Here is a 16,390-nt window from a genome sequence, read left to right on the forward strand (position 1 = left end):
CCGGACGCGCCTCAGAGCACCAGGGACTCGATCGGCCCACGCAGGAAGTACAGCACGAAGAGCGCGGCCACCCCGTACAGCAACGGGTGGATCTCCCGGGCCTTGCCCCGCGCCAGCTTGACCACCACGAAGGTGATCAGACCAGCGCCGATCCCGTTGGAGATCGAGTAGGTGAATGGCATCAGCACGATGGTGAGGAACGCCGGAATGGCGATCTCGTAGTCGGACCAGTCGATCGTCCGCACCGCCGTCATCATCAGGAACCCGACCACCACCAGGGCCGTCGACGCCGCCTCGAACGGCACGATCACGACCAGCGGCGCCAGGAACATCGCGAGCAGGAAGAGCGCGCCGGTGACCAGGTTGGCCACGCCGGTCCGCGCACCCTCCGCGACACCAGCCGCGCTCTCGATGTACGACGTGTTGCTGGAGGCGCTGGCCGCACCGCCGGCCGCCGCAGCGATCGAGTCGACAAGCAGGATCTCCTTGGCCTTCGGCGGGGTGCCCTGCTCGTCGAGCAGGCCGCCCTCCTGGCCGACCGCGACCATCGTGCCCATGGTGTCGAAGAAGTCCGTGATCAACAGCGTGAAGATGAACATCAGCACGACCAGCCAACCGGCCCGGCCCCACGAGTCCAGCACGTTGAACTTGCCGAGCAGCGACAGGTCCGGCAGGTCGACCACCGACTTCGGCAGCTCCGGCACGTTCAGCGACCAACCCTTCGGGTTGGGCTGACCGTTGACGAACGACGGGCCGATGTTGCCGATCGCCTCCACGATCACCGCGAGCACCGTCGAGGCGAGGATGCCGATCAGGATCGCGCCCTTCACCCGACGGACCACCAGCACCAGCGTGATCAGCAGGCCCACCACGAAGACCAGCATCGGCCAGCTCACCAGCTTGCCGCCGATGCCCAGGCCGACCGGAACCGTGGTGTTGGCGTCATCCGGGATGCGCCGGACGAAGCCGGCGTCGACCAGGCCGATGATGGTCAGGAACAAACCGATGCCGACCCCGATCGCACTCTTCATCTGGGTCGGCACCGAGCGGAACACAGCGGTCCGCAGACCGGTCAGCACCAGCACCGCGATGATCAAACCCTCGATCACCACCAGACCCATCGCGTCTGCCCAGGTCATCTCGGGAGCGATCTCGTACGCCACCAGGGCGTTGACACCCAGACCGGCGGCGAGCGCCAGCGGGAACCGGCCGACCACACCCATCAGGATGGTCATCAGGCCGGCGACCAGCGCGGTCGCCGCAGCCAGCGCGGGAATCGGAAGGCTCTTGCCGTCACCGTCGACGGCGCCGCCCAGGATCAGCGGGTTGAGCACCACGATGTACGCCATCGTGAAGAAGGTCGCCAGGCCACCGCGTACCTCACGGCTCAACGTCGAGCCACGGGCGGAGATCTCGAAGAACCGGTCGAAACCGTTACGCGGATGAGCGGGGTTGGAAGGTGTGCCGTTCTCGGGCGGCGCTACGGCCATCAGGTCCTCGCAGGTGATCTTCCAGTTGTCGCGCGCATCGTCCCAGATCGTCGGTGGGCAGGGGAAGTAGATCCCGTACGCTTGCCGAATGCCGAACGAGCAGCCACCGCGGCCCGCACCACTGGATCCGCCGATGGTGCCGTTCGCCCTCGCCGGGCTGATCGCGTGGGCGGTGGCCGGGCTGGTCCTGCTGATCTTCTTCCGGGGCTGGCTGACCGACCACGGTCACCAGAACTGGCTCTGGACCTGCCTCGCCGGTTTCCTGTGGGGTTTCCCGGGCCTCGCCGTGATGATGCGGCACGACGCCAACCGACGACGCCGCCGCGCGAGGTGAGCTGGCCGCCGCGCCGGAGCACTCCGGCGCGGACGATCAGGAGTGCCCGTACGGCTCCGCCGGCTCAGCGGCCTCCACCGAGCCCGGAGCCCGGCTGACCGACATGGCCTCCACCGCGCTGTCGTCGTACACCGTGGGCAGCTCTTCGACAGCGGTCTCGGCCGTCTCGATCAACGTCTCGGAGTGGGCGCCGCAACCGTGGTCGGCGCTCACCACCCGGCCGTCGTCAGGGGCGTAGAAGTTGCCGCAGGCCCCGAAGGCCTGCCGCATCGCACCGGCCAGCGGCAGATAGAAGCCGCAGGTGCCGCAGCGGGCGGCGGCCGGAGCGGCGGACGAGATGGCCGCGGCCGGGCCGTGGTCACCTTCGTACCAGCGCTGCGCCGTGTCGATGCGGCCCTCCCGGGAGAGCACGCGGGCGCGCCCGAGGCCCAACTCCCAGGCCGTCTCCTCGACCGCCGGGTCGTCGGAGAGCAGGTAACCGGGGACCAGTCGATCGTCGTCGGGCGAGGTCGGGAGCAGGTCGCCCGGACCCAGGTCGCCCGGCTTGAGCCGCTCCTGCCAGGGCAGCCAACCGGGCGCGAGCAGCGCGTCCGGGCCGGGCAGCAACACCGTCTCGCAGATGGTCACCGTCTTGCTGCGCGGCACCCGGGTGACGGTGACCGCCCAGCGCCAGCCGTTGTAGCCGGCGAGGCGACATTCGAAGTAGTGGGTGACCAGCCGATCGCCCTCGGCAACGACCTGCAGGTGGTCGCCGACATCGTCGGCGTCCACCTCGGTGATGCCGGCGCGGGCCACCTCGACGGCGGCGGCGCAGACCTGGTCGAGACGGGCGGCACGGGTGGAGACGGGCCTGGTCACCCGACCATTGTTCCCCATGCGCCCCGCAGGGGTGACAGGGACTCCCGGGGAACCTTTCCCAGCGGTGGTGCGGCGTACCCGGATCAGATGGGCGAGGATGGTGCACATGCCGTCGTACTCCCGCTCCGGGCGTTCCGTCCTCGGGCGGACCGTCGGCACCGGCATTCGCGCCATCCGTCTGCTGTTGCGCGGTTCGGTGGGCAGCGGCCGCTGGGTGACCCGCCGGGCCGGTCGGGCCCGCGCCCGTGGTGCCGGCGGCGAGGTCGGCATGGTTCGCCTGTTCGACCTGCACGCGCTCTCCTGCGCCGGTGACACCCTGATCGCCATCGGCCTGGCCGGCACGATCTTCTTCAACGTGCCGCTCGGCGAGGCCCGCAGCAAGGTCGCGCTCTACCTGCTGGTGACCATGGTGCCGTTCGCGATGCTCGCCCCGGTGGTGGGCCCGTTGCTGGATCACTTCCGGCACGGCCGGCGGTACGCGCTGGCCGCGACGATGCTCGGCCGCGCCTTCCTGGCCTGGTTGATCTCCGACTACATCCACGGCTTCGGGCTCTACCCGGCCGCGTTCGGGGTGCTCGCGCTCTCCCGGGCGTACGGCGTGGCCCGCTCCGCGGCGGTGCCCCGGTTGCTGCCGGAGGGCCTCGGCCTGTCCCAGGTGGGTGCCCGGGCCAGCGTCTACGGCACTGTCGCGGGTGCGCTGGTGGCGCCGATCGGGTTGGCCGCGTTCTGGTTCGGGCCGCAGTGGCCGCTACGGGTCGCATCGTTGATCTTCCTGGTCGGCATGGTGATCTCGCTGCGGCTGCCACCGAAGGCCGACTCGGAGCCACCGGAGCGGGTCCCCCGGCCACTGCGCGCGCTGGGCCGCCGCCGTGGCGACCGACCGTTGGGCCGGGGCCGACCGTCCGGCCGGCTGGTGATCGCCACCCTGATCGGCGCGGCGACGCTACGCGCGCTCTACGGCTTCCTGCTGCTCTTCCTCGCCTTCGCGATCAAGAAGGGCGACCTGACCACTGTGGTGTTCGGCCGGGATCTGGGCGCCGAGTGGGCGTTGGGCGTGGTCGGCGGCGCGCTCGCGGTCGGCACCTTCCTGGCCACCGCCATCGGCACCCGACTGCGCATCCACCGCCCGACCGCCATCCAGTCCAGCAGCATGATCATCGTGGCCGGGGTGGCGGTGCTCGCCGTCATCCAGTTCTCGCTGCTGATGGTCGCCCTGCTCTGCCTGGTCGCCGCGCTGGCCAGCGGGATAGCGAAGCTGGCGGTGGACGCCTCGATCCAGGAGCGCATCCCCGAACGGTTGCGGGCCAGTTCATTCGCCCACTCCGAGACTGTGCTCATGCTCGCCTTCGTCGCCGGCGGCGGGCTCGGGCTGGTGCCGTTCGATGGCCGGATGGGCATCGCCGTGGCCGCCGGGGTCGGCGTACTGGCCGCGATCCGGGGTGTGCTGGCCGCCGCCCGGCTGCGCGGCGAGAAGCTGGCCGGCCGACCGCTCGGTGACGACGAGCTGACCGAGGACGAGCCTGCGGACGAGCCCGGGGACCCCACACCAACCTCGCCCGCGCCGGCCCAGACCAGCCCACCGCAGTACGACGACCCGAGCCTCGCCCCGCCGGGCTACCACATCTACCGCCCGTCGTCGGCCGTTGGCGGCCCGGGTGGCGGGGCCGACGACGAAACCCGCCGCGAGTCCCCCGGCTCACTCTCGTGACCGGTCTGCTGGTGGTGACGGCGGTTCCCGCCGAGGCGGACGCGGTCCGCGCCGGGCTGACCGACCACACAGTGACCGTCACCCCGATCGGTGTGGGTCCGGCCGTCGCCGGTGCGGCCACCGCCCGGCTGCTGGCGCTGGCCGAGGCCGCCGGCCGCCCGTACCGTGCGGTCGTCAGCGCCGGCGTGGCCGGCGGCTTCACCGGGCGGGCCGGGGTCGGCGACACGGTGCTCGGCACCGCCAGCATCGCCGCCGACCTGGGCGCCGAGTCGCCCGACGGCTTCATCCCGGTCGACGAGTTGGGCATGCCGTCGGCGCTGCTCGGTGCGGGCAGCAGGGTGCAGGCGGACCCGGGCCTGCTGGCGGCACTGCGAGCCGCCCTCCCGACGGCCACGGCCGGCCCGGTGCTCACTGTCAGCACCGTCACCGGCACCACGGCCAGCACCGACGAGCTGCGCCGCAGGCATCCGGAAGCGGTCGCCGAAGCCATGGAGGGGTACGGCGTGGCGGTCGCCGCGGCGCAGGCCGGGGTGCCGTTCGCCGAACTGCGCACCATCTCCAACCCGATCGGCCCCCGCGACCGGGACGCCTGGCGGCTGCGTGAAGCCCTGACCGCCCTGACCGCAGCAGCCCCAGCGCTGCGCTGACCCGGCATTGCGCTGACCCGGCGCTGCGCTGACCCGGCATTGCGCTGACCCGGCATTGCGCTGACCCGGCACTGCGCTGACCCGGCGCTGCGCTGACCCGGGCGACGGTCAGGAGAACCAGCGTTTGCCCGGGCGGCCCAGGCGCAGTGCGGCCGGGCGGCGTGCCTCGATCTCGAAGCCGCACGCCCGCAGCAGGTCGGTGCCGGATCCCTCGGCGATAGCGGCCGCATCGTCGATGCCCGCCTCGCGCATAGCGGTCACCAGCGCGGTGACCAGCCGACGCCCGAGCCCCAACCGGCGGTACCGGGCGTCGACAAGCACGCTGTCGAGCACCATTTCCCGCTCCGGCAGGTGCGGATGCCACTCCCCGTACTCCAGGAACGGGCTCCGCTCATGGGCCCGCAGCTCACCAACCAGCGTGCCGTCGGGAAGCTCGGCGACGTATCGCCAGCAGGTGGTCGGCAGGTCGCTACCGATCACCCGACGCACCTGCGCGGTCCGCCGGACCTCGGCAGCCCAGCGCCGATTGTCGCGATAGCGCCGGTTCAGCTCGTACGCCGCCGGTGGCAGCGGGAGCGGATACCGCTCGGGTGGCAACCGGTACCACTCCGCCCACCAGGCACCGGGCCAGTCCCGAGGCTCGTGGACCGGCCAGACGTCCAGGTGGGCCGGGTATCGGCGGCCCGCCTCGTCGCGCATGTCGTCGTGCGGAACCGGCGTGGGTTCGGTGACGCCGGAGACGGATGGTGGGACGCCGACGGCCAATGTCCCACCCGCCGCCTGGACGAGGCGTTCCACTGTCCGGAATCGGGGATCGACCGCCCGCCCGGACTCGATCCGGGCAAGCGTCGGCTGCGGCACCCCGGATTTTTCGGCCAACTGCCGCTGACTCAGATCGGCCCGCCGACGCAGCGCGCGGAGCGCCTGCCCGAGATCGGTTCCGCCGGCCTCGTCGGTGTGGTCACTCGCCTCGGTCACAGGCCGATGGTCCCGGCCGGTCAGCGAGCTATCAACACCCTGCGCCAGCCTGTGGATAACGCTGTGGACAACCTCGCCGACCGGTGGATGACCTACTCCCGCGACCCCTTTGGAGCTGAATCGTTCGCGGCATCACCAGACGTCCTGTCCCGCCGAGGTGCACACCACGGCCCAGTTCCGGACCACGCTCACCCACTCTGGGCGATTCGTTTACGACATCAACTCCAAAGGGAGACCGGGATGGGTGGTCGACCCTGCTCGACCAGTCGTTCCACGCGTTGTTCCCGGCGGCGTCCGCCGCAGCTCGCACGGCCGCCCCGCTCCGACGCCGATCACAGCTGTGCCGCTCCGACGCCGATCACAGCTGTGCGGCACGGTCGCGGATCACAGTCGTGGGGTGGGCACGGACCCCGGGCGGAGGGCGGGGCTACCGTGAGGGTGTGGCGCTCTCCCTGGCGATCTCGCCCTGCCCCAACGACACATTCGTCTTCCACGCTCTGGTGCACGGGCGGGTGCCCGGCGCGCCGCCGGTCGAGGTGACGTACGCCGACGTGGACATCACCAACACGGCGGCCGAGCGAGGTGCGTTCGACCTGGTGAAGGTGAGCTTCGCGGCGCTGCCCTGGCTGCTCGACGACTACCACCTGCTGCCCTGCGGCGGTGCCCTGGGTCGCGGTTGCGGTCCGCTGGTGCTCACCCGGGGCGACCGTGACGGCGGGCCGGACCGCACCGACCTGACCGGTGCCACGGTGGCGGTGCCGGGCGACCGGACCACCGCGTACCTGCTGTTCCGGCTCTGGTCGGCCGGGCGACCGCCGGCCCGGATCGAGGTGGTCCCGTTCCACGAGATCATGCCGGGCGTGGCGGCTGGGCGCTACGACGCTGGGCTGGTCATCCACGAGGCCCGGTTCACCTACCACCGGCACGGCCTGAGCGCCCTTGTCGACCTCGGCGAATGGTGGGAGGCCGACACCGGCCTCCCCATCCCCCTCGGCGCGATCCTGGCCCGGCGTGGGGCCGTCGACCCGGAGGCCGCGGCCGGCTGGGTCCGCGAGTCGGTCCGGCAGGCCTGGGCGGACCCGGCGGCCAGCCGGGAGTACGTGCTGGCGCACGCCCAGGAGATGGAGCTCGACGTGGTCGACCGGCACATCGGCCTCTACGTCAACGAGTTCACCGCGGACCTGGGCGAGGCCGGTTTCGCCGCGGTGGCGGCACTGCTCGACCGGGCCGCCACCGCCGGCCTGGTGCCTCAGACCTCCAGCTCGCGGGCCACCGCGTGGACCAGCTGAGCGATCTTCTGCGCGGACTTCTTGTCCGGGTACCGACCCCGGCGCAGGTCCGGCTGGACCTTCGCCTCCAGCACCTTGATCATGTCTTCGACCAGGCCGTGCAGCTCCTCGGCCGGCCGACGGCGCAGCTCCGACATCGACGGCGGCGCGTCCAGCAGCTTGACCCCCATGGCCTGCGCGCCCCGGCGGCTGTCCACCACGCTGAAGTCGACCCGCTGGCCACCCTTGAGGTCGGTGACACCCGCCGGCAGCGCCCCCTTGGGCAGGAACACGTCGCCGCCCTCGTCACTCGTGACGAAGCCGTATCCCTTGGCCGTGTCGTACCACTTCACTCGACCCGTAGGCACCTGAAAACCCCTGCTTCACTTGAGCCGCTACTGCTCCAAGGCTAGCTGGATCATCCCGTCGAGCGCCGCTGGGAATTCGGTGAGCTCGTTCAGCACCACTTCCGCCCCGGCCTCGCGCAGCTCGTCGGAGGAGCACGGGCCGGTCGCCACACCGATGCCGGGCACCCCGGCCGCTGCCGCCGCCACCATGTCCGCCACATGGTCACCGACGTAGTGGGTCGCGCCGTGCTCCCGCAGAGCTGTCGCCTTCTGCTCGGCGAACAGGTCGCCGGCCAACTCGTCGACAGCGAGACCGAGGTGATCCAGGTGCAACCGGGCCAACCGGCCCATCTTGGACGTGACGACCAACACCCGGCCACCCCGCGCGCGGATCGCCTCGATGGCCTCCCGCGCGCCGGGCAGCAGGAGCGTCGGGGTGATCGCGTACGCCGGGTACAGCTCGCGATACACCCGCACGGCCGACTCGACCTGCTCCGGCGGGAACCAGTGCGCGATCTCCGTACGCAGCGGCGGCCCGAGCCGGGACACCGCCAGTTCGGCGTCGACCGGCACGCCGGTCCTCGCGGTCAGCGCCCGGTACGCCGCGGCGATGCCGGGGCGGGAGTCCACCAGGGTCATGTCGAGGTCGAATCCGACGGTCAGTGCGGGCATGTCGAGAAACGTACCGGCTACTCCCAGTCGACCGGACGTCCGAGGGGCGCGGAAGCCCGGTGCCGGGCTAGCGTGGAAAGACGATGACCACCTCACTCGCCGACCACCTGCGGTCGCTGCCCGACGAGTCACTGGCCGCGCTCCTCCAGCTGCGGCCCGACCTCGTCGTGCCCGTGCCGGCCGACGTCTCCGCCCTGGCCATCCGAGCCCAGTCCCGGGTCTCCGTGGCCCGCGCGCTGGACGGTCTGGACCAGTTCACCCTCCAGATCCTCGACGCCGCCCGCCTCACCCGGAGTCCGGACGACGCCACCACTGCCACCGACACCGTGCTCGCGATGGCGACCTCGGGGCCGCAACCGCCGGCTCCGACGGCCGTCCGGGCCGCCGTGGGCCGACTGCGTGCGCTCTTCCTGCTGTACGGCCCGGAGCACGCGCTCCAGGTGCTGCCCGCCGTCGACGAAGTCTCCCCGTACCCCGCTGGGCTCGGCCGACCGGCCGCTGAGCTGGACCCGCGCACGGCCGCGCTCTGCGCGGACCCGGCGAAGCTCCGACGGACGGTGCTCGCCGCCCCGCCCTCGGCCCGGGCGATCCTGGACCGGTTGGCGGCCGGCCCGCCGGTGGGCAGCGTGCCGCCGGGAGCGTTGCAGGCGCCGCCGCTCGGCGCGGCGGACCCGGTCCTCTCCGACCCGACCAACGGTGGCGCGCCGACCGGCTCCCCGGTGCGGTGGCTCGTCGACAACAGACTGCTGGTCCCGGCGACGACCGGCTCGTCCACCGCCAGCGGAACGGTGGAGCTGCCCCGCGAGGTCGGCCTGCTGCTGCGCCGCGACAGCGGCCCCCTCGGGCCGCTGCGTACCAGCCCACCGCCGGTGGCCGCCGCGCCGCGCGAGCCGAAGGCGGTCGACTCGGCCGGGGCCGGGCAGACCATGGAGGTGGTCCGGCACACCGAAGGGCTGCTGGAGCAGCTCGGCGACGAGCCCGCGCCGGTGCTGCGTTCGGGTGGCATCGGTGTACGGGACCTGCGCCGGTTGGCGCGCACCGCCGGGCTGGACGAACCGATCACCGCGCTGCTGCTGGAGGTGGCGTACGCGGCGGGGCTCCTCGGTGAGCTGGAGATGCCCGGTGCGACCACCGGCCGGTACGGGGCGGATCAGCAGGTGCTGCCGACCGGCGGGTACGAGGTGTGGCGGGCCGCCTCGCTGGCCCAACGCTGGGAGCAGCTCGCCCGAGCGTGGCTGACCATGACCCGGCAGGTGGGGCTGGTGGGCCGCCGTGACGACCGGGACCGGCCGATCACCGCGCTCTCCGCCGAGGCCGAGCGGGCCAGCGTGCCGGCCACCCGACGGGCGGTGCTCGGCGTACTCGCCGATCTGGAGCCGGCGACGGCACCCACCCCGGAGGAGGTGCAGGAGCTGCTGGACTGGCGGGCTCCGCGTCGCAGCCGGGGCCGGGACGCCGCACACCGGGAGGTGCTGGCCGAGGCCGCTCAGCTGGGCGTGACGGGGCTGGGGGCGCTCACCTCGTACGGTCGGCTGCTGCTGGGGGACCTGACGTCGACCGACGGGCGGGGTGACGACCCGCTGGGCGTGCACGCCGACGTCGAGAGTGGCGACCCGTCCAACGCCGCACGGGCGCTGGACGCGCTGCTGCCCGCACCGGTCGACCACTTCCTGGTGCAGGCCGACCTGACAGTGGTGGTGCCCGGCCCACCCGAGCCGGCGCTCGCCGTCGAGTTGGAGGCGATGACCGAGCTGGAGTCGGCCGGCGGGGCCAGCGTGCACCGGGTCACCACGGCGAGCGTGCGGCGGGCACTGGATTCCGGCTACACGGCCGACGACCTGCACGACGTGTTCCGGCGTCGGTCACGTACCCCGGTGCCGCAGGGGCTCACCTACCTGATCGACGACGTGGCCCGTAAGCACGGCGGGTTGCGGGTCGGCCTGGCCGGGGCGTACCTGCGCAGCGACGACGAGACGCTGATCAGCGAGGTGTTGGCCGACCGGCGGCTGGAGTCGTTGGCGTTGCGCCGGCTCGCGCCGACGGTGCTGTGTACCCAGTACCAGGTCGGTCGGCTGCTGGGCGCGCTGCGCGACGCGGGGTACGCCCCGGTGCAGGAGGACGGCACCGGCAGCACGGTGCTGGCCCGGCCACGAATCCGGCGGGCACCGCCCCGGGTGTCGGTGACCACCCGGACGATCGACCCGTTGGCCGCCCCGAAGCTGCCCATGCCCCGGCTGCTCGGCGTGGTGGAGCACATCCGGCGAGGCGACGCGGCGGCGCGGGCCGCCCGACGGGCGCCGGCGGTGGTGCGCGGCGGCGCGCCCGGGCTGGGCGGCGGACCGGTGCCGGCGCACACCCACAGCGAGGCCCTGGCGGTGCTCCAGCAGGCGGTCCGGGACAAGGCGCTGGTCTGGGTGGGTTACGTCGACGCGCACGGGGCGACGGCGTCACGTCTGCTCAAGCCGGTCTCGATCGGTGCCGGCTACCTGCGGGCCGAGGACGAACGGACCGAGATGCTGCACACGTTCGCGCTGCACCGGATCACCGCGGCGGTGGTGGCGGACTGACCGACGGCGCCACCGCGCGGGCGTCGTCGGTCAGCGACGGCTGCGGCGTACGGTGCCGACCACCGAGATGATCAGCAGCAGCGCGAAGCCGGCACCGGCGGATTCCCCGACCGAGTCGACGAAGCCCTGCTGGAGCACCAGCCAGCCGAAGAGGAACCACCCGAGCAGGAGCGTCGCCGCGACTGCGTACGCGATCACCGTCGCTCGGGACACCTCGTCGGGTGGTGCGTGCTCGTGCTCCGCGATCACCTCACGGTCGACCGTCATGCCCAGCCTCCCCGCCCGGTCCGGCCCTGGACTCCAAGGGTGACACTCGAAAGTCCGGTCGGACAGGGGGTTATCGCTGCGATTCGCTCCGTGTCACTCAGGTGCCGGGGCGCCGGCCGATCAGCACCACCCGGGTGCCGACCTTGCCGAGTTCCCACATCCGGACCGCGTCGGCGTGCAGCAGGTTGACGCACCCGTGCGAGCCGATCGACTTCTCGTGCAGGTACGTGGTGGTCTCGTGGAAGCCCATCCCCTGGGTGAAGTGCTGCCAGTACGGCAGCCACACCTCGTACGGGTTGGACCACTCCTTGGGGTTGCGGTAGTTGACGGCGTACGTGCCGGCCGGGGTGCGGTAGCCGGACATGCCGGTGCGGGTCACCGTCGGTGCCATGATCACCTTGCCGCCGCGGAGCGCCCAGACGGTCTGCCGGGTCAGGTCGACGCAGAACGTGGTGCCGGTGCCGGCCTTGCAGCGGGTCGTGTCGGTGGTGGCGAGGCGCTGGGCCACGTCGAGGGTGGTGGGTCCGGCGCGACCCTCGACGGGGCGAATGCCGTACCTCTTCTGGAACTTCTTGATCGCCGCGCAGTCGGCGGCGGACTGCCGGCCGTCCACTGTCACCGCCCCGAACCCGCCCAACCGGGCCAGGTGGGTCTCCACCGCCCGCTGGTGCTGCCCCTGGGGGCAGCCGGCGACGGTCGGCGTACCGGTGCCGGGGGTTTTCGTGGGTGCCGGGCGGGTCGGCTTCGGCGTGGGTTTCCGGGAGGGTTTCGGGGTGGGCGAGGCCGGGGTGGGCCGGCCGTGCTGGTCGGGCCCGGGCGTGTCGCCCGCCCCCGTTGCCTGTTCCGCCGCACCGGCCGGGGCGGCTCCCCCGCCACCACTCCCGCCGGACTGCGGATCGAACGCGCACGCTCCCGCGCCGACCAGCACGACCACCACGAGGGCAACCAGTCGGGAAGTGATCCGGACATGCTTCATGGGCCCTCCCCAGACAGTCGTCCCTTTACTAGACGTTCGTGAGTGCCATCACGGTTGCGTCCGGTGAGCATCTTTCTTTCGCAGTCCCGCATCGTGCAACACTGGATGGTCGGCCAGCAGCGGGTATGCGACCCGTTCCGGCCGGTCGGCCAACCGAGGAGAGGACGCTGGCGTGAGCGGTGGACCACTGATCGTGCAGTCGGACAAGACCCTGCTGCTGGAGATCGACCACCCCGACGCGCAGGCCTGCCGGATGGCGATCGCGCCGTTCGCGGAGCTGGAACGCTCGCCGGAGCACGTGCACACCTACCGGCTGACGCCGCTGGGTCTGTGGAACGCCCGCGCGGCGGGGCACGACGCCGAGGGTGTCGTCGATTCGCTGCTCAAGTACTCCCGCTACCCGGTGCCGCACGCGCTGCTGGTGGACGTGGCCGAGACGATGGACCGGTACGGCCGGCTTCAGCTCGCCAACGACCCGGCGTACGGGCTGGTGCTGCGCGCACTGGACCGGCTGGTGCTGATCGAGGTGGCCAAGAGCAAGAAGCTCGCCGGGATGCTCGGCGACAAGATCGACGACGACACCATCCGGGTGCACCCGTCCGAGCGTGGCCGGCTCAAGCAGGCGCTGCTCAAGTTGGGCTGGCCGGCGGAGGACCTGGCCGGTTACGTCGACGGTGAGGCGCACCCGATCGAGCTGGCCGAGGCCGGCAAGGACGGGCGCAAGCCGTGGACGCTGCGCTCGTACCAGCGGGAGGCCGTGGAGGCGTTCTGGGCCGGCGGGTCGGGGGTGGTGGTGCTGCCCTGCGGCGCCGGCAAGACCCTGGTCGGCGCGGCGGCGATGGCCGAGGCGAAGGCGACAACCCTGATCCTGGTGACCAACACGGTCGCCGGCCGGCAGTGGAAGCGGGAGCTGATTGCCCGCACCTCGCTGACCGAGGAGGAGATCGGCGAGTACTCCGGCGAGCGCAAGGAGATCCGCCCGGTCACCATCGCCACGTACCAGGTGCTCACCTCGCGGCGCGGCGGCGCGTTCACCCACCTGGACCTCTTCGGGGCCCGCGACTGGGGCCTGGTCGTCTACGACGAGGTGCACCTGCTGCCCGCGCCGATCTTCCGGTTCACAGCGGACCTCCAGGCCCGCCGCCGGCTGGGCCTCACCGCGACCCTGGTACGCGAGGACGGCCGCGAGGGTGACGTGTTCAGCCTCATCGGGCCCAAGCGGTACGACGCGCCGTGGAAGGACATCGAGTCGCAGGGCTGGATCGCACCGGCCGAGTGCACCGAGGTCCGGGTGACACTGACCGACGCGGAGCGGATGTCGTACGCGACAGCGGAGGCCGAGGAGCGCTACCGGATGGCGGCGACCGCCCGCACCAAGCTGCCGGTGGTCAAGGCACTGGTGGACCGGCACCCGGACGACCAGGTGCTGGTGATCGGCGCGTACATCGACCAGTTGCACCAGCTCGGCGAGTACCTCGACGCACCGATCATCCAGGGCTCGACCACCAACAAGGAGCGGGAGCGGCTGTTCGACGCGTTCCGGTCCGGCTCGCTGCGGACCCTGGTGATCTCGAAGGTCGGCAACTTCTCGATCGACCTGCCCGAGGCGGCGGTAGCGATCCAGGTGTCCGGGACGTTCGGGTCACGCCAGGAGGAGGCGCAGCGGCTCGGTCGGGTGCTGCGACCGAAGGCCGACGGTCGACAGGCGCACTTCTACACAGTGGTGTCCCGGGACACCATCGACACCGAGTACGCGGCGCACCGGCAGCGCTTCCTCGCCGAGCAGGGGTACGCGTACACGATCGTCGACGCCGACGACGTCCTCGGCCCGAAGCTCCCGACCGTCGACTGACGCTTTTTCGCCTTGATCGACTCGGTTTCCAGGAAGTCGCGGTGTCCGGGGCGCTGTGATGCCCCGATTTCCTGGAACCCGAGTCGATCAGCGCGGTGGGTGCGGGCGCGGTGGGTGCGGGCGCGGGGCGGGGACGGGGTGTCTCACGCGCTCGGTATGGAGCTGATGTCGTAGACGAATCAGCCGCCCGGCGTGGACGGCGGCCACGGGCAACGCCTGGCAGCCCCGCCTCGCGCACCGCGCTCCCGGCAGCCACGCCTCGGAACGCTTCAGGCAGTCACGCCCGCGCAACGCGCTCCGGGCAGCCAGCGAGGGTCAGCGCTTGCGGGCGTCCGCGACGAAAACCCCGCGCCCCGGACGCCCGACGAGCACGCCCTCTTTCCGCAGCTTCGCCACCGCCCGGCTGATCGTGGACTGCGAGACGTCGTATTCGTCTGCCAGCACGCGCCCGGACGGAAGCTGTGACCCCTGCGCATAGGTCCCGTCCTTGATCTTTTTCAGGAGATCGTCGAGCAGCTCGTCCATTGTGGGCGGGATAGGCACGTGGAGCCCCTTGCAGTCGGTTGGCTCGCCCAGTATTGATCAGCCAGTTCGACGTAGGCAACGCATGTAGCGCGAGTGACGTAGGTGGGTAGGTGACTCGGAGACGTCCTTGACATAGGTGACTCAGTATCGGTAGCGTCGCTCTCGGTGATGCGGTGCTGCTGCGGTCGGTTGGCGCCTCTCGTACTGGTTTCGCATCGCCGCCGAGATCCGACCCGTCGAGACCCACTCGCCGCGCTCCCCCGGCGCGGCCCTGCTGCCGTACCCCCCGGACGGCCGCGGGCGGGCGGTCTCCGCCGAGCGCAACCGGCGGAGACCGCCCCTTCCTCCACGTCGATCCCATCCGACGAAGGGCAGCCACGTGCGCAACCAGACGAGTCGGCTGGCGAGTCGACGCGACGAACCGCCTCCGACGAGAAGGCGGGAAGAGTCGCCGCAGCCCTGGCAGATCCTCGATCGGTGCCGCTACCGATGAGTGAGCGTTGGGTGATCCACCTGCCGATCATCGCGCCCGACCTGCTGCGCGCCAGGATCTTCGCGCGTACCGCAGCTCGGGTGTTGGTCCGGCTCAGCGCGCGGGTCGAGCCGGGCGGGGTGACCGTTTCGGCGGAGGACCAGCAGGGCGTACGACATTGGGTCTTCTGCGATCGGCCACTGTCCGGCGGCGCGCGGTGCGCCCTGCCGGTCGACCACCTCGCGCCCTGCGCCCGACGCACGCCCAGGCCCGGCGGTCGGTGAACTCGGCGCGCCCGACCTCGACGGCAACGATCAGCGCGAGGAGAAGCGATCCACCAGCACCGCGAGCCGACGGTCGTGGTCGGCGCGGCGGAGCCGGCCGCTGCGCATCAGCGTGACCAGCCCGTGCAGGCCGCTCCAGAACGTCTCGGTGACCGCCTCCAGGTCGTCCTCCCCGACGAATGGGCGCACCGTCTCGGCCAACTCGGCGAAGCCTCGGGCCAGGTCGGTCGGCACGTCCTGGCTGGCGAACGGCAGGTCCACGGCGAGGGTGAACATCGCGTCGTAGAGCGCGGGCCGCTGCTCGGCGAAAGCGGCGTACGCCGCGGCGACGTCGGCGACCGCCTGACGGGGATCGGCGGCCGACGCTCGGGCTGAGACGAGCGTGGTGGCCAGTTCGGCGAAACCCTCGACGGCGACGGCCGCCATGATGGCGTCCTTGCCCTTGAAGTGGCTGTAGAGGACGGGCTGGCTGTACTCGATCTCGGCCGCGAGCCGCCGGGTGGTCACCGCGTCCCAGCCTTCCGCCAGGGCCAGGTCGCGTGCTGCGGCGATGATCGCCCGTTCCCGTTCCGCCCGCTCGCGCTCCCGGCGCCCCTGAGTCGACATGACAGCAACCCTAGCAGCGCTAGCGTTCCTTTCGACGCTCTGCTAGCGTCGCTCTTGTATCTAGCAGCGCTAGGAACTGGAGCAGACTCATGCTGGCACCCCTCGCCTACGGGCTCGCCGTCGTACTCAGCCTCTTCGTCGTCTTCATCGGTGCGCGGTTCCTGCTGGTACCGCAGGCCGCAGCCGCCGGGTACGGCGTTCCGGCCCGCCCGGACGGCGACCCCGCCTACCTGACTGTCAAAGGACTCAAGGACCTCACGTTCGGGCTGCTCGGCCTCGCCCTGATCGCCTTCACGACCGCCGACGCTGTCGCGTGGTTCATGCTGATCGTCGCGCTCGTCCCGCTGGGCGACACAGTCATCGTGCTACGGAACGGCGGAACGAAGGCCGTCGCGTTCGGCATCCACTTCGCCACCGCCCTCGTCGTCCTCCTGGACGCCGCCCTGCTGTTCGCCCTGTAACCAGACCCGGCCCCAACCCGGCCGGGGCCCGCGCGCCTTGATCGACTCGGCTTCCTGGAAGTCGCGGCATCCGAAGCG

17 protein-coding genes are annotated in these 16,390 nt (G+C 71.8%); 8 read left to right on the top strand and 9 right to left on the bottom strand.

What is annotated here, in order from left to right; translation table 11 throughout:
- Positions 1–11 precede the first annotated feature (11 nt).
- Positions 12–1,490: an NCS2 family permease gene (locus OG598_RS24470; RefSeq protein ID WP_328651251.1), complete on the bottom strand. Its 1,479-nt coding sequence runs from the start codon at positions 1,488–1,490 to the stop codon at positions 12–14.
- 88 nt (positions 1,491–1,578) lie between these two features.
- Here OG598_RS24470 and OG598_RS24475 point away from each other — a divergent pair, with 88 nt between their 5' ends.
- Entirely contained in the window at positions 1,579–1,824 is a 246-nt protein-coding gene (locus OG598_RS24475) for a DUF2530 domain-containing protein (RefSeq protein WP_091395273.1), read from the top strand.
- Between the two features lie 36 nt (positions 1,825–1,860).
- Here OG598_RS24475 and OG598_RS24480 read toward each other — a convergent pair whose 3' ends face one another.
- On the bottom strand, positions 1,861–2,700 hold the full coding sequence (locus OG598_RS24480) for a DUF3027 domain-containing protein (RefSeq protein ID WP_328651252.1): 840 nt from the start codon (positions 2,698–2,700) through the stop codon (positions 1,861–1,863).
- Positions 2,701–2,788: 88 nt separating this feature from the next.
- Between OG598_RS24480 and OG598_RS24485 the strand changes: the two genes are divergently transcribed.
- Together OG598_RS24485 and OG598_RS24490 are read left to right on the top strand one after the other, a co-directional pair.
- On the top strand, positions 2,789–4,390 hold the full coding sequence (locus OG598_RS24485) for an MFS transporter (protein WP_328651253.1): 1,602 nt from the start codon (positions 2,789–2,791) through the stop codon (positions 4,388–4,390).
- Positions 4,387–5,037 (top strand): futalosine hydrolase, encoded by a 651-nt coding sequence (locus OG598_RS24490; RefSeq protein WP_328651254.1) that lies wholly within the window; start codon positions 4,387–4,389, stop codon positions 5,035–5,037. The genes OG598_RS24485 and OG598_RS24490 overlap by 4 nt, the downstream gene beginning before the upstream one ends.
- Before the next feature lie 108 nt (positions 5,038–5,145).
- Here the strand turns inward: OG598_RS24490 and OG598_RS24495 are convergent, their stop codons facing one another.
- A complete protein-coding gene (locus OG598_RS24495; RefSeq protein ID WP_328651255.1) occupies positions 5,146–6,015 on the bottom strand; it encodes a helix-turn-helix domain-containing protein in 870 nt (289 codons plus the stop codon).
- A 440-nt stretch (positions 6,016–6,455) separates the two neighbouring features.
- On the opposite strand from OG598_RS24495, the gene OG598_RS24500 reads away from it, so the two are divergent.
- Positions 6,456–7,304, top strand: coding sequence for a 1,4-dihydroxy-6-naphthoate synthase (locus OG598_RS24500; RefSeq protein ID WP_328651256.1), 849 nt, complete (start codon positions 6,456–6,458; stop codon positions 7,302–7,304).
- On the opposite strand, the gene OG598_RS24505 is transcribed toward OG598_RS24500, so the two are convergent.
- Both OG598_RS24505 and OG598_RS24510 read right to left on the bottom strand, forming a co-directional pair.
- On the bottom strand, positions 7,265–7,651 hold the full coding sequence (locus OG598_RS24505; RefSeq protein WP_124816498.1) for a cold-shock protein: 387 nt from the start codon (positions 7,649–7,651) through the stop codon (positions 7,265–7,267). The genes OG598_RS24500 and OG598_RS24505 overlap by 40 nt on opposite strands.
- Positions 7,652–7,678: 27 nt before the next feature.
- Positions 7,679–8,302 carry an HAD family hydrolase gene (locus OG598_RS24510; RefSeq protein WP_328651257.1) on the bottom strand — a complete coding sequence of 208 codons (624 nt, stop codon included), beginning with the start codon at positions 8,300–8,302 and terminating at the stop codon, positions 7,679–7,681.
- Between the two features lie 83 nt (positions 8,303–8,385).
- On the opposite strand from OG598_RS24510, the gene OG598_RS24515 reads away from it, so the two are divergent.
- On the top strand, positions 8,386–10,869 hold the full coding sequence (locus tag OG598_RS24515; RefSeq protein ID WP_328651258.1) for a helicase-associated domain-containing protein: 2,484 nt from the start codon (positions 8,386–8,388) through the stop codon (positions 10,867–10,869).
- A gap of 30 nt (positions 10,870–10,899) precedes the next feature.
- On the opposite strand, the gene OG598_RS24520 is transcribed toward OG598_RS24515, so the two are convergent.
- Together OG598_RS24520 and OG598_RS24525 are read right to left on the bottom strand one after the other, a co-directional pair.
- Positions 10,900–11,136 carry a hypothetical protein gene (locus tag OG598_RS24520; protein WP_328651259.1) on the bottom strand — a complete coding sequence of 79 codons (237 nt, stop codon included), beginning with the start codon at positions 11,134–11,136 and terminating at the stop codon, positions 10,900–10,902.
- 97 nt (positions 11,137–11,233) lie between these two features.
- A complete protein-coding gene (locus tag OG598_RS24525; protein ID WP_328651260.1) occupies positions 11,234–12,112 on the bottom strand; it encodes a L,D-transpeptidase family protein in 879 nt (292 codons plus the stop codon).
- Between the two features lie 172 nt (positions 12,113–12,284).
- On the opposite strand from OG598_RS24525, the gene OG598_RS24530 reads away from it, so the two are divergent.
- Positions 12,285–13,964, top strand: coding sequence for a DNA repair helicase XPB (locus OG598_RS24530; protein ID WP_124854244.1), 1,680 nt, complete (start codon positions 12,285–12,287; stop codon positions 13,962–13,964).
- A gap of 315 nt (positions 13,965–14,279) precedes the next feature.
- Here the strand turns inward: OG598_RS24530 and OG598_RS24535 are convergent, their stop codons facing one another.
- Positions 14,280–14,489, bottom strand: coding sequence for a winged helix-turn-helix domain-containing protein (locus tag OG598_RS24535; protein ID WP_328651261.1), 210 nt, complete (start codon positions 14,487–14,489; stop codon positions 14,280–14,282).
- Positions 14,490–14,978: 489 nt separating this feature from the next.
- Between OG598_RS24535 and OG598_RS24540 the strand changes: the two genes are divergently transcribed.
- Entirely contained in the window at positions 14,979–15,245 is a 267-nt protein-coding gene (locus OG598_RS24540) for a hypothetical protein (RefSeq protein WP_328651262.1), read from the top strand.
- A 30-nt stretch (positions 15,246–15,275) separates the two neighbouring features.
- On the opposite strand, the gene OG598_RS24545 is transcribed toward OG598_RS24540, so the two are convergent.
- Positions 15,276–15,851, bottom strand: coding sequence for a TetR/AcrR family transcriptional regulator (locus OG598_RS24545; RefSeq protein ID WP_328651263.1), 576 nt, complete (start codon positions 15,849–15,851; stop codon positions 15,276–15,278).
- An 89-nt stretch (positions 15,852–15,940) separates the two neighbouring features.
- Here OG598_RS24545 and OG598_RS24550 point away from each other — a divergent pair, with 89 nt between their 5' ends.
- The gene (locus tag OG598_RS24550; protein WP_112735691.1) at positions 15,941–16,312 is read left to right on the top strand and encodes a DUF4267 domain-containing protein; all 372 of its coding nucleotides are present in this window, start codon (positions 15,941–15,943) and stop codon (positions 16,310–16,312) included.
- Positions 16,313–16,390: the final 78 nt, after the last annotated feature.

Origin of the sequence: Micromonospora sp. NBC_00330 (assembly GCF_036136635.1) — a bacterium.
GTDB lineage: Bacteria > Actinomycetota > Actinomycetes > Mycobacteriales > Micromonosporaceae > Micromonospora > Micromonospora salmantinae.